This window comes from Nostoc sp. C96 (assembly GCF_059384975.1).
The window spans coordinates 5,324,088-5,337,216 of sequence record NZ_CM182020.1 but is presented as its reverse complement, the minus strand read 5'-3'; the positions used below and the strand labels follow the sequence as shown (position 1 = coordinate 5,337,216).

The window sequence follows — 13,129 nt, the reverse complement described above, 5'->3', positions numbered from 1 at the left end:
GTTGGGACAAAATTCTGTCAAAAGTAACCCGATAGGAAGCATCAAAAAATATTATTGTGCAAGGTTTTCTTAACTTAAACAAACCATTTGATTGGACTTCTCACGACTGTGTAGCGCGGGTACGCAAACTTCTGCGCCTCAAACGGGTAGGACACGCGGGAACTTTAGATCCCGCTGCGACTGGGGTATTACCAATTGCGCTGGGTAAAGCCACAAGATTATTGCAGTATCTCCCAGGAGACAAAGCTTACAAAGCGACTATTCGTTTTGGTGTGCGTACCACAACTGATGATTTGCAAGGTGAAATTATCACTTCACAACCTTGTACTAATTTGAGTTTGGCTGAAATCGAAACTGCACTCACACAATTTGTTGGGAAGATTGAACAAATACCGCCAATTTATAGTGCAATTCAAGTTGAAGGAAAACGTTTGTATGATTTGGCGCGTCAAGGTGAAACTGTCGAAGTTCCAGCACGCACCGTTGAAGTTTTTCAGATAAATATTTTAGATTGGCGAGAAGGAGATTTTCCTGAATTAGATGTAGCGATCGCCTGTGGTAGTGGTACATATATTAGAGCGATCGCTCGTGATTTAGGCGCAGTCTTTAACACTGGTGGAACTCTCTCCGCTTTAACACGTACCCAAAGCAGTGGTTTTGATTTAAGTAATAGTCTCTCTCTAACTGATTTAGAAGCACAGTTGCAAGCTGGGACATTTCAAGCAATTCTTCCTGATGTCGCCTTACAACATTTACCCACTGTGAGTTTACCTCTAGAACTCGCCCGCAAATGGTGTCAAGGGCAGAAAGTTGCGATTAATTCTCATATTTCTGGGCTTGTGCGCGTATATGAAGATGAAACGCGATTTTTAGGAATTGGACAATCACAAGATGAAATATTAATTCCTCAAATGGTATTTGAACCCATTTCTTAATTTCTTAATTTCTCAATTAAGCTTGGTGTTCTAAAATAATCAGCTAGTGTTTAAGTGTATTTCATCTCACGAGACTGGAGAGCAATATGTCAGATAAACATCAAGGGAAAGGAAATTGCTTGTGTGGAGCAGTTAAAATTTTTGTCTCAACAGTGAATAAAAACATTGGCGGATGTCATTGCCAAATATGTAGAAGATGGGGAGGTGGCCCCTTATTAGTAGTAGAGTGCGGAAGTGATGTTTCTTTTGAAGGTCAAGAAAATATCACGGTATTTGGTTCTTCCCAATGGCTGGAACGCGGCTTTTGCAATCAATGTGGCACTCACCTATTTTGTAGATTGAAAGAAACAAGTGAGTATTTTATCCCTGTTGGCATATTTGAGCAGCCAAAAGATTTTATTTTCGATCATCAAATATTTACTGATGAAAAGCCTGCTTATTATGACTTTGCCAATGAAACAAACAATATGACTGGAGAAGAGTTTTTTGCTCAGTTTCGTCCATAACAAATTTCAAAAAGCCTCTTCTATTTTTTGGAAATCGCGTTGCACTTCATTCCACAAAGCTTTGTTATGGGGGTCAGTTTTTAGGGCTTTTTTGAGATAAATTCTGGCTTTGAGGACTTGATTATCGTTAATTAACGCTCGTCCCCAAATTTGATAAGCGATCGCTAACCATTGGCGTACTTCTGCATCTTTGGGTAAACGGTCAGCTAAGGCTTCCGCGAGGGCGATCGCTTGGGGAAATCTTTTGGCTTTTAAAAATCTTTGTAATTGCTCATAAGTCTTCCACTTCAACCGTTGTTCAATTTCTCCAATATTCGCTGGCGGTGACTGTGGTTTTTCCGTGGTGACTGTAGTTTTGGGCGCAGTTTCTTGACGAGTCGCCTTTGGTTCTTCGCGCCTAGAAACGAAGGTTTCAGTGACGACTGTACTTTTAGGCGTTGCTTTTGGTTCCTCGCGCCTAGGCGTGAAAGACTGACTTGATGGCTGTTCGACTGTTTCCTCTGGCGGTACTACCGTTAAGAGCAGCCTATAAGCTTCTGTCAAGGCAATAAACTTATCTTTAGCTTTTTTGTCATCAGGGTTGATATCGGGATGATATTGCTGCGCCAGCCGTCTGTAAGACGTTTTGATTTCCGCAAAAGAGGCTCCCGACCTTAAACCCAATAAACGGTAGCAATCTCCTAGATCCATTTCGAGATATCAGCTATCTAATATACAGCTATCAGCCTTCTGCTTTGAGCATAAGGTTTTAATGATAAACAATAATTTTCTAATTTATAGTTCAAACTAGACAGTTTTGGGAAAGTCAAAAGGTAAAAGTAAAAAAGCAAAAGATTTCAGAACACTTAATTTCTTTTGACTTTTGCCTTCTACCTTTTGACTTCGTTCTAGATTCGCTCTTCAATCACACGGTCAATCAATCCGTATTCTTTAGCTTCTTGGGCGGACATAAAGAAGTCACGATCCATGTCTTTCTCAATCTTGGCCAAGGGTTGACCAGTATTTTGAGAGTAGATGTTATTGAGTTGATGGCGAATCCGCAGAATTTCTCTGGCTTCGATTTCGATGTCGGTGGCTTGTCCACGGGTTCCACCAGAAGGTTGGTGAATCATAATCCGAGAATGGGGTAATGCCAACCGCTTGCCTTTAGTACCAGCAGTTAACAAGAAAGAACCCATTGACGCAGCTAGACCAACGCAAATGGTGACAACATCAGATTTGATGTGTTGCATCGTATCATAAATTGCCAAACCCGATGTGACCATCCCACCCGGAGAATTGATATACAGATAAATATCTTTACCTGGGTCTTCCGAATCCAGATACAGCATGACGGCGATGATTTGGTTAGCAATTTCATCATCAACATCACGCCCCAAGAAAATAATCCGTTCCCGGTACAGGCGATCGTAGATGCTAATCCAATCTGTATACTGACCTCCGGGCATCCGGTAAGGAACTTTAGGAACGCCTATGGGCATTTTTTTGACTCCGTTTGTGATTGAGTAATTATTTAAAGGAAGAGGAAACAGGAAATTTAATTTTTTTTACCTCCTGCCTCCTGCCTTCTGCCTTCTGCCTTCTGCCTTCTTAAAGGACACTAGCGGGCAGTGGTGGATTAGCGAGTTCTTCTTTTTCAAACACCCGGTCAATTAAACCGTATTCCTTAGCTTGGTAGGCGTTCATATAGAAGAGACGATCCATGTCTTTGGTGATTCTTTCGCCCGTCTGTCCAGTGGTACGAGTCAAAATTTCCACCAATGATGCCTTGTTTGCCAGAACTTCCTTCGCCCGAATTTGAATATCCGTAGCTTGACCTTGGGCGTAGCTCTTGGGCTGGTGCAGGATAATACTAGCGTTGGGTAAGCTGGCGCGGCAACCTTTGGTACCAGCACTAAGTAGCATTGCTGCCATACCCATTGCCGAACCTATACAAATAGTGTGGATGGGTGGCTTAATGTATTTCATGGTGTCAAAAATGGCGAAGGCTTCAGTTTCAAAGCCAACGGGGTCGCCACTATAACCGGAAGTGCCGGTGGAGTTGATATAGATTTTAATAGGCTTATCGGGATCGTCTGACTGCAAATACAATAGTTGAGCGACGATTAATTCTGTGACAGCAGGTACCAGTGGCATTCCCAGATAGACAATTCGCTCTTTTAAAAGAAGGGAGGGTAAATCTGGCGGCGGTGTCCGGTAGAAGTTATCGCCGTAGTATTGGGCTTGAACAGCCTTGATGGGGGAAATGTCCATAGCAACTGATCGCCTGAAATTATGCCGTTAACTGTAATACATCCTAGCGCGATGCCAGCTAGAGTCAGGTGCGGTTTCCTCGCTAATGGGCGAAATAGCTGCCATCTGCTCAAGCTATGCTTCTAAGATATTGTGAATATATTAATCTATCTGCGCGGGATCAGTTTTCCGTAGCGCTGCTCTGACGATTTGAAGTTATTTATTAATATGGTGAGAATTCGGGATTCAGGAGTCAGCAGTCAGGAGTCACAATAGTGAGAACAGTCAATCAATTTTAGATTTTGGACTTTAGATTTTAGATTGACCCCAACTACCCTTCGACAAGCTCAAGGCATCGCCAGGGTAAGGGGCTTGGAGATTTTAGATTTATTCCGCCCACCCATCGACAAGCTCAGGGCATCGCCAGGGGCAGGGCATGAACCAAAAAACCTCAATCTACAATCAAAAATTTAAAATCTAAAATTCAGAGGGTCAATGCTCAACTGACCAATGATCTGGAATTTTTTCTAAATTCTGTCTTCTGGCTTTTGAGTGCTGGATTCTAAATTTATGTATATATCCTGAATTAGGAATTTTGGGTTATGAAGGTCAACTTGCAGCCTACCCTGAATGATGTGAATGTTGATGCGAATCAAACCAGTAGTCAACGTCAGTTGTCTGTTTCTGTATCTGCGATCGCAGATACTCAAGACCGCAATCTACCGATTAATTTATGTTTAATTCTCGACCATAGCGGTTCGATGAATGGTAGACCTCTGGAAACTGTGAAAAAAGCCGCTAATTTGTTGGTTGACAGACTTAAACCCAGCGATCGCCTGAGTGTGGTAGTCTTCGATCACCGAGCAACGGTTTTGATCGAAAACCAGTCTGTGGAAGACCCAGAACAAATCAAAAAGCAAATTAACCGCTTATCTGCTGATGGTGGAACGGCAATTGATGAGGGTTTGCGTTTGGCAATTGAGGAGTTAGCTAAAGGTAAAAAAGACAGAATTTCTCAAGCTTTTTTGTTGACTGATGGGGAAAATGAACACGGTGACAATAATCGCTGCTTTAAATTTGCTCAGTTAGCTGCTGGTTATAACTTGACTTTGAATACTTTGGGCTTTGGTGACAATTGGAACCAAGATGTTTTAGAAAGAATTGCTGATGCTGGTTTAGGGACTTTATCTTATATTCAAAAACCCGATCAAGCCATTAATGAGTTTGGGCGTTTATTCAGCCGTCTACAAACTGTCGGCTTGACCAATGCTTATCTGTTATTTTCTTTAATGCCTAATGTTCGATTAGCAGAACTCAAGCCTGTTGCCCAAGTTTACCCAGATACCATCGAACTTCCCCTGCAACAAGAAACTGATGGGCGCTTTGCTATCCGCTTGGGCGATTTAATGAAAGACGTAGAACGAGTAATTTTAGCTAATATTTATCTGGGACAGTTACCTGAAGGTAAACAAGCGATCGCTAATGTCCAAATTCGCTACGATGACCCTGCTCAAAATCAAACTGGGTTATTTACTACCAATCTCCCCGTGTACGGAAATGTTACCAGGGCTTACCAACCAAATATTAATCCCCAGGTGCAGCAATCTATTTTGGCTTTAGCTAAGTATCGTCAAACCCAACTTGCAGAAGCAAAATTGCAACAAGGCGATCGCGCTGGGGCTGCAACTATGCTGCAAACTGCTGCTAAAACTGCTTTGCAAATGGGAGATACAGGTGCAGCTACAGTATTGCAAACTTCTGCCACCCAATTACAATCGGGAGGAGATTTAAGCGAAAGCGATCGCAAGAAAACTCGCATTGTCTCCAAAACTGTGTTGCAAGATATCCCACCGCAATGAAAGTTCAATTGCTCTATTCGCTCAATGATCGTAACGTTGACATGAATCAAGTTAGCAGTCAACGTCAATTAGCAATTTCGATTTCTGCAATCGCAGATCAGTTTGAGGAGCGTTTACCGCTAAATTTATGCCTAATTTTGGATAAAAGCGGTTCGATGCACGGCAAACCCATGCAAACTGTCATTACAGCAGTAGAGCAATTATTAGATAGATTACAGCCTGGCGATCGCATCTCGATTGTGGCTTTTTCTGGTTCTGCGGAAGTGATTGTACCCAATCAAGTAATTCAAGACCCCAGCACGATTAAATTGCTGTTAAAAAGCAAACTCAGCGCCAGTGGTGGGACAGCCATTGCAGAAGGTTTGCAGTTGGGAATCACAGAACTGATGCAAGGTGCTAAAGGCGCTGTTTCCCAGGCTTTTCTCCTCACTGATGGACATGGTGAAAGCAGTTTGCGGCTGTGGAAATGGGAAATCGGTACAGATGATAATAAGCGATGTTTAGAACTGGCGCAAAAGGCAGCTAAAATCAATCTCACCATCAACACTCTGGGATTTGGCAATAACTGGAACCAAGATTTACTTGAAAAAATTGCTGATGCTGGCGGTGGGAATTTGGCTTACATTGAGCATCCCGAACAAGTTGTCGAACAATTTAGCCGTTTGTTTAGTCGGATTAGATCAATAGGGCTAACAAATGCTTATTTGCAGTTTTCACTTGTACCGCATGTCCGACTTGCAGAACTCAAACCCATCGCCCAAGTTTCTCCAGACACAATTGAGTTACCAGTGCAGCTAGAAGCTGATGGCGGCTTTGCTGTGCGTTTAGGCGATTTAATGCAGGATGTAGAACGTGTAGTTTTGGTGAATCTTTATTTAGGGCGATTACCAGAAGCAGAACAAGTAATTGGACAGATGCAAATTCGTTACGATGACCCAGCATTAAATCAAGAAGGCTTACTCTCCTCTAATGTAATGATATCTGCCAACGTCGTCAGAACATATCAACCTGACTTCAATCCCCAGGTACAGCAGTCAATTTTGACATTAGCCAAATATCGCCAAACTCAGTTAGCAGAGATGAAATTACAACAGGGCGATCGCGCTGGGGCTGCAACAATGTTACAAACCGCGGCTAAAACTGCTTTACAAATTGGTGATACAAATGCAGCCAATGTTCTGCAAACATCCGCAACTCGTCTGCAATCTGGTGAACAACTCTCTTCGTCCGAACTGAAAAAGACGCGAATTGTATCCAAAACAACTTTACAAAATTAAGGATTAGTGTATAAAGTACCTAATTTTGTCAGACATAATTTACTTTTGAAATTTGTCTGACATTTTTAAGCTATTTTTAATAATTCTGTGAATAAATGTTGTTATGTTTAGTGACAAGAGGGATAAAAAGCTTATCTCCTAAGCTTTTTAGATTGTTACGCCATATTACATCAGCAAAGCTTACCTCCTAAAAAATAATCTTTGCTCAGAGATTATTTTACAAAAATTTACTCAGAGAATACCTATATTGTATAAAAAGCAAAAATAACCAGTCTTTACTCTTATCTTAACCAAAAAGTTAAATAATAATAAAGGAAATCTGACAAAGCATATTTATAGGGTATAGGAAGATTCCATGCTAATAAACAAACGTCAACGCTATTTACTAGGACTTGTACTTGCAACTACCTTGAGTGCAAACATACAATCTGCAAGCGCTCTCAATACAGAGCCAGTAGGTGACTTACAAGGTAGTGCATTTATATACACATCAATAGGGTCTAGTTTTGCACCTTTAGCACCTACTAAGTTACATCTTTTCAAGAGCAACCAATATGAAGCAAATGCTCCCTTGATGAGCATAAGTCAAAATACTCATCCAACCGCTACTTTTCCTAACTATGATGGTGGATTATTCCAGGTAGCAGATTCTATGACCGAAGCAATGGAAGAAGCGATCGTTGGTTTTACTATTAGTAAATATGACAAAAATTCAATGGCTGCTGATAAAGTTTTTGTGAGTAGCCAGCATGAAAGTGCAATGATGGTTGTCAGTATTCCATCTCAAGCAAGTACTCCTATATCTGGAGAACACCAACCAAAAAAAATCCCACATTTACCAGAGCAAAATCGGCGTTATCAACCTAATTCTCAATATGTCAGACGCGGTACTCTTGTCAGCACTAATTACAACGCTATTAGTATGTTGCGGACGATGGAAGATTTACAGAACATCGCTTACTTAGGGATGAACGAGGTTCATACTGAACCAATATCAGATGCTTTAACCAGAGAACTAAAGCTAACAACTCATATAGCTTTTGTACCAGATGACTCCTGTGTTAACTTGGCAGATGTCAAACTCCCAACAACTTGCCAAAACAAAAATGTAGAGAAGATGCTAGTTACTATGCCGATGATTCAGGAGAAAACCTGGTCAGCACAGATGAATAAAGACTTTCATTTTTGGCAGAATATGAATGTTTCTAGCAAGGTAGCAAGCAAATAAACTGCTGGGAATATTATTTACAAAGCTGATGAAGTGTGTGAGTGCGACTATGCAAAACATTGCAACTTCAAATCAAACTTAATTTCTGCACAAATAAAACATTTGCTGATAGTTATTTTCTTCTTGGTGAGGTAAAAGAAGAAAGCTATTTAGCTTATTAATAAACTAGAAATTGAAGAATATCGGCAAATTATTGCAGCAGGTAGAATGCTCTGATGCCGTATTCTGAAGTAATCACAAATAACAATGTAGGCAAAGATTAGGTTCAATTATGCGAGATTGAGCAGATAGCACTAATAGCCAAGCTAAATAAATTCAGCAAATCAAATTTTTGATGACAAGAAGAAGATAAAACATAAATTTCATCTTGCGGGGTTTTTCTGTCACAAATTATTTAAAATTGCTGAGGAGTATGTTTTAGTATTACCAATCACTTATTTTATTAATAATGATTGATAACCTACAAACAGCAGTGGCTTGGCATGGCAAACTCAACTTAGTCTACGCCGATCGCCTAAATACCACCCAACTAATTTACAATCATCATCAAGCACCGCTAAAAGTGCAACGACCGTTTTACCCAGAAGGGGAAAAAGTCTGTCATAGCGTTATTTTACATACAGCCGGGGGAGTTGTGAGCGGCGATTGCTTATCATCTCATTTTCACCTCCAACCGAACGCCCAAGCTTTAATTACTACAGCCGCAGCCAGTAAAATCTATCGTAGTAATGGCTTGCAAGCTAGACAAACTATCGATATCCAAATTGATGCGGGTGCTTGTTTAGAATTATTACCGCAAGAAACAATTTTATTTAACGGTGCAGATTATCGCCAAGACTTACGAGTAGAATTAGCCACTGGAGCCAGTTTTTTAGGGTGGGAAATTACTCGCTGTGGTCGTAGTGCTAGAGGAGAGAAATTTTTACAAGGAAAATGGCGATCGCATACGGAAATTTGGCAACAAGGTGTTCCATTATGGATAGACCGTCAATTTTTACCAGGTAGCGCAGAAATCTTTCACAGTCCACATGGTTTATTTGGACAGCCAATTGTCGGTAGCTTGCTTTGGCTTGGTCATCCAGTCCCGCCAGAAATTGTTGAAAAAGCACGTTCTTCCTTCACCCCCCACTCCCTTACTCAGCACTCAACAGGCGTGACACAACTAGAACATGGACTTTTGTGTAGATATCGCGGCGCTTCCACATCAGAAGTGAGAAACTGGTTTACGGCTGTTTGGCAGATATTACGAACATCTTTTTTGAGTCGTAATATCTGTATACCAAGAGTTTGGCAGATTTAAACGAACTACAAAGGATGCAAAGATGCAACTTACGCCGCAGGAAAAAGATAAATTATTAATTTTTACTGCTGCTTTATTAGCGGAGAGACGAAAAGAAAGAGGTTTGAAACTAAATTATCCCGAAGCAGTGGCGTACATTTCTGCTGCGATTTTAGAAGGTGCAAGAGATGGACATACTGTTGCAGAATTGATGAGTTACGGCACAACTTTATTAACAAGAGATGAGGTGATGGAAGGTGTATCAGAAATGGTGCATGAAGTCCAAGTAGAAGCAACTTTTCCTGATGGTACTAAGTTAGTTACAGTGCATAATCCAATTCGTTAATTTAAATATTATGATTCCAGGGGAAATTATTCCAGCCACAGGGGAAATAGAATTAAATGCGGGTCGTCCTATTATTAAATTGTTAGTTGCAAATACAGGCGATCGCCCTATTCAAGTTGGTTCACATTTTCACTTTTATGAAGTTAATAATGCTTTAAATTTTGATAGAGAACAAGCGCGGGGGATGCGTCTAGATATTCCCGCAGGGACAGCAGTTCGCTTTGAACCTGGGGATGAAAAGGAAGTTACATTAGTTCCTTTGGTTGGTTCTCGCCAAGTATATGGGTTTAATGGCAGAATCAACGGGAACCTGTAAAACGCAGAGTGGCGCTGAGGTAAACGCAAAGGTGCGCGGAGTTAGAGTTTGTTGGCGACGCGTTTGATGCCTTCTTTGAGGTGGAGGACGTTAAAGTTGAGGAGAAGACCGAGTTTACAATGAGTGAGTTTTAGGTAAGTTAGCAGTTGTGCTGAGTAAATTGGTTTGATAGATTCTACTGCTTTAATCTCAATAATTACTTTATTTTCTACTATTAAATCCAATCGATAAACACAATCTAATTCCACCTCCTTATACACAAGAGGTAATGGAACTTGTCTACCAACCCTAAATCCCTGCTGCTTCAATTCATAATGCAAACACTCCTCATAAGCAGACTCCAACAACCCAGGCTCCAACGCCGTATGTACCCTCATTCCACACCCAATAATCATTCCACTCAAATCATTCTCATCCATACTCCGCGCACCTCTGCGTATACCTCTGCGCCCCTTTGCGTTTAAACTCAATCCTAACCTCACTCTCCAGAAATGTAATATGCCTTACAGAATCTCTCGTCAAGCCTACGCAGAAACCTACGGCCCGACAGTAGGCGATCGCATCCGCCTAGCTGATACAGAATTATTTATCGAAGTAGAACAAGACTTTACTACCTACGGTGATGAAGTGAAATTTGGCGGTGGTAAAGTTATTCGTGATGGCATGGGACAATCCCCCATTTCTAATGCCGATGGCGCTGTAGATTTAGTTATTACTAATGCGTTGATTCTCGATTGGTGGGGAGTAGTCAAAGCAGACATCGGTATTAAAGATGGCAAAATATTTAAAATTGGGAAAGCGGGTAATCCTTATATTCAAGACAACGTAGATATTATTATTGGCCCTGGAACCGAAGCTTTAGCTGGAGAAGGAATGATTCTCACTGCTGGCGGGATTGATAGCCATATACATTTTATCTGTCCTCAACAAATTGAAGTAGCGATCGCCTCTGGAATCACAACCATGATTGGTGGCGGAACTGGCCCTGCTACGGGAACCAACGCCACCACTTGCACCCCCGGCCCTTGGAACATTTACCGGATGTTACAAGCTGCTGATGCTTTTCCTGTCAACTTAGGTTTTCTGGGTAAAGGTAATGCTAGTCAACCCCAAGCACTAGCAGAACAAGTCCAAGCAGGTGCAATGGGTTTAAAACTACATGAAGACTGGGGGACGACACCCGCTGCGATTGATACTTGTTTGAGTGTGGCTGATGAATACGATGTGCAAGTAGCTATTCACACCGATACTCTCAACGAAGCTGGATTTGTGGAAGATACTATCGCCGCCTTTAAAAACCGCACCATTCACACATACCACACGGAAGGTGCAGGTGGTGGACACGCACCAGATATTATTAAAGTCTGCGGTCAAGCCAATGTTCTCCCATCTTCTACCAATCCTACCCGCCCCTATACCCTCAACACTTTAGACGAACATCTAGATATGTTGATGGTATGTCATCACCTCGACCCAGCAATTCCCGAAGATGTCGCCTTTGCAGAGTCTCGGATACGTCGAGAAACCATCGCCGCTGAAGATATTCTGCATGACTTAGGCGCGTTTAGTATGATTTCTTCTGACTCCCAAGCAATGGGACGGGTAGGTGAAGTGATAATTCGCACATGGCAAACAGCCCATAAAATGAAGGTACAACGGGGAAGTCTGGAAGGGGACAGTCAAGCTGACAATTTACGAGCAAAAAGATATGTTGCTAAGTACACTATTAACCCAGCAATTACTCACGGTATTGCCGATTTTGTCGGTTCTGTAGAAGCAGGGAAACTTGCAGACTTATGCTTGTGGCGACCTGCGTTTTTTGGTGTCAAACCAGAGATAGTAATTAAAGGTGGAATGATTGCTTGGGCGCAAATGGGTGATGCTAACGCCAGTATTCCCACACCGCAACCAGTACATACACGGCCGATGTTTGGCAGTTTTGCTGGTGCTAGACATGCTACATCCTTAACTTTTGTTTCCCAAGCGGCTTTAGAAAGAGAAATTCCTAGTCAGTTACAATTACAAAAACCAGCTGTTGCTGTTACTGGAACACGTCAGTTGAGTAAAGGTGACTTAAAGCTAAATGATGTGTTACCGCAAATAGAAGTAGATCCTGAAACTTACGAAGTGAGAGCCGATGGAGAATTGCTAACTTGTGAACCTGCAACAGTTTTACCAATGGCACAGCGTTACTTTTTATTTTGATTTTAGATGAGAAGAGAGAAAGCGATCGCCTTCTCTCTTCTCATTGATCAATCCCACTAGTTTTTAACTACCTGTCATATCATATTCGTCTAATTACAATCTCAGCGTTCACAATGAGTATTAAACTAGACGCTATATCACAGAAGTTTTTTCCAACCAAATTTGATACTTTTACTTGGAAGGAGATGCGGAGCCTGGTTTAATGCTATTGTCAGGTACACCGCTAGAATCTGGTGCGGGAGTTACACTACCAGGAGTTGTGGAATTTGGCGCTGGTGTAATTTGATTTGGAGTTGTGCTACCAGGAGTTGTGGAATCTGGTGCAGGAGTTACACTACCAGGAGTTGTGGAATCTGGCGCTGGTGTCACACTACCAGGAGTTGTGGAATCTGGTGCGGGAGTTACACTACCAGGAGTTGTAGAATCTGGTGCTGGTGTAATTTGATTTGGAGTTGTGCTACCAGGAGTTGTGGAATCTGGTACTGTTGTGCCGCCTGGGGCTGGAGTTGTATTGGTAGGATTGGTGGTATCTGGTGCTGTTGTGGTACCAGGAGTAGTAGGTTCAGCAGGTACTGTGGTACTGTCGGGAGTTGACCCAGGTGTACTTGTGCTGTCTGGGGTTGTTGTACTTCCAGAAGGCTGTGTTTCAGGTACGGTAGTAGTACCAGAGGAAGTTGGGGTGAGTGGTTGACCGTTGGGACAACGGGAATTTAAAGGGAAACGTTCACACAGAATTTTCAACCCTTCTGGTGACAGTTGAATTTCCGTTGTTGAACTAGTGGGGGTGCTACTGGATTGGGCGATTTGGGATTTACTGGATTGAGCAACTGCAACGTTAGCACTGAGAGCCAAAGTCAAAGCTGTACCAATCAACGACAGAGATTTTCCCTTCATTATCAAATTAACCTCAACGGAAACAGAACACTCGCCCTATTAAACCAAACAA

At 41.9% G+C, this 13,129-nt stretch carries 14 protein-coding genes; 9 read left to right on the top strand and 5 right to left on the bottom strand.

Going from position 1 to position 13,129, the window contains the following annotated elements; translation table 11 throughout:
* Positions 1–56: 56 nt before the first annotated feature.
* Positions 57–935 carry a tRNA pseudouridine(55) synthase TruB gene (gene truB, locus AC504W_RS22835; RefSeq protein ID WP_494874501.1) on the top strand — a complete coding sequence of 293 codons (879 nt, stop codon included), beginning with the start codon at positions 57–59 and terminating at the stop codon, positions 933–935.
* Between the two features lie 86 nt (positions 936–1,021).
* Positions 1,022–1,441: a GFA family protein gene (locus AC504W_RS22830; RefSeq protein WP_494874500.1), complete on the top strand. Its 420-nt coding sequence runs from the start codon at positions 1,022–1,024 to the stop codon at positions 1,439–1,441.
* Between the two features lie 6 nt (positions 1,442–1,447).
* On the opposite strand, the gene AC504W_RS22825 is transcribed toward AC504W_RS22830, so the two are convergent.
* The 3 genes from AC504W_RS22825 to AC504W_RS22815 all read right to left on the bottom strand — a co-directional run bounded on the left by AC504W_RS22825 (position 1,448) and on the right by AC504W_RS22815 (position 3,694).
* Complete coding sequence (locus AC504W_RS22825) at positions 1,448–2,131, bottom strand: J domain-containing protein (protein ID WP_494874499.1); 684 nt, start codon at positions 2,129–2,131, stop codon at positions 1,448–1,450.
* Between the two features lie 197 nt (positions 2,132–2,328).
* Positions 2,329–2,922: an ATP-dependent Clp protease proteolytic subunit gene (locus tag AC504W_RS22820; RefSeq protein WP_494874498.1), complete on the bottom strand. Its 594-nt coding sequence runs from the start codon at positions 2,920–2,922 to the stop codon at positions 2,329–2,331.
* A 109-nt stretch (positions 2,923–3,031) separates the two neighbouring features.
* Positions 3,032–3,694 (bottom strand): ATP-dependent Clp protease proteolytic subunit, encoded by a 663-nt coding sequence (locus AC504W_RS22815; RefSeq protein ID WP_494874497.1) that lies wholly within the window; start codon positions 3,692–3,694, stop codon positions 3,032–3,034.
* 581 nt (positions 3,695–4,275) lie between these two features.
* Between AC504W_RS22815 and AC504W_RS22810 the strand changes: the two genes are divergently transcribed.
* From AC504W_RS22810 to AC504W_RS22785, 6 genes are all read left to right on the top strand, one after another.
* Complete coding sequence (locus tag AC504W_RS22810) at positions 4,276–5,532, top strand: vWA domain-containing protein (protein WP_494874496.1); 1,257 nt, start codon at positions 4,276–4,278, stop codon at positions 5,530–5,532.
* Positions 5,529–6,809, top strand: coding sequence for a vWA domain-containing protein (locus tag AC504W_RS22805; RefSeq protein ID WP_494874495.1), 1,281 nt, complete (start codon positions 5,529–5,531; stop codon positions 6,807–6,809). The genes AC504W_RS22810 and AC504W_RS22805 overlap by 4 nt, the downstream gene beginning before the upstream one ends.
* Before the next feature lie 355 nt (positions 6,810–7,164).
* The gene (locus AC504W_RS22800; RefSeq protein WP_494874494.1) at positions 7,165–8,037 is read left to right on the top strand and encodes a hypothetical protein; all 873 of its coding nucleotides are present in this window, start codon (positions 7,165–7,167) and stop codon (positions 8,035–8,037) included.
* A gap of 448 nt (positions 8,038–8,485) precedes the next feature.
* Positions 8,486–9,337: an urease accessory protein UreD gene (locus AC504W_RS22795; RefSeq protein ID WP_494874493.1), complete on the top strand. Its 852-nt coding sequence runs from the start codon at positions 8,486–8,488 to the stop codon at positions 9,335–9,337.
* Positions 9,338–9,359: 22 nt separating this feature from the next.
* Positions 9,360–9,662 carry an urease subunit gamma gene (gene ureA, locus AC504W_RS22790; protein ID WP_494874492.1) on the top strand — a complete coding sequence of 101 codons (303 nt, stop codon included), beginning with the start codon at positions 9,360–9,362 and terminating at the stop codon, positions 9,660–9,662.
* A gap of 10 nt (positions 9,663–9,672) precedes the next feature.
* Positions 9,673–9,978, top strand: coding sequence for an urease subunit beta (locus AC504W_RS22785; RefSeq protein WP_494874491.1), 306 nt, complete (start codon positions 9,673–9,675; stop codon positions 9,976–9,978).
* Positions 9,979–10,019: 41 nt separating this feature from the next.
* Here AC504W_RS22785 and AC504W_RS22780 read toward each other — a convergent pair whose 3' ends face one another.
* Positions 10,020–10,397, bottom strand: a complete 378-nt coding sequence (locus AC504W_RS22780; protein ID WP_494874490.1) for a GxxExxY protein — start codon at positions 10,395–10,397, stop codon at positions 10,020–10,022.
* A 79-nt stretch (positions 10,398–10,476) separates the two neighbouring features.
* On the opposite strand from AC504W_RS22780, the gene ureC reads away from it, so the two are divergent.
* The gene (gene ureC / locus AC504W_RS22775; protein ID WP_494874489.1) at positions 10,477–12,183 is read left to right on the top strand and encodes an urease subunit alpha; all 1,707 of its coding nucleotides are present in this window, start codon (positions 10,477–10,479) and stop codon (positions 12,181–12,183) included.
* A 171-nt stretch (positions 12,184–12,354) separates the two neighbouring features.
* Here the strand turns inward: ureC and AC504W_RS22770 are convergent, their stop codons facing one another.
* Positions 12,355–13,077: a hypothetical protein gene (locus AC504W_RS22770; RefSeq protein WP_494874488.1), complete on the bottom strand. Its 723-nt coding sequence runs from the start codon at positions 13,075–13,077 to the stop codon at positions 12,355–12,357.
* Positions 13,078–13,129: the final 52 nt, after the last annotated feature.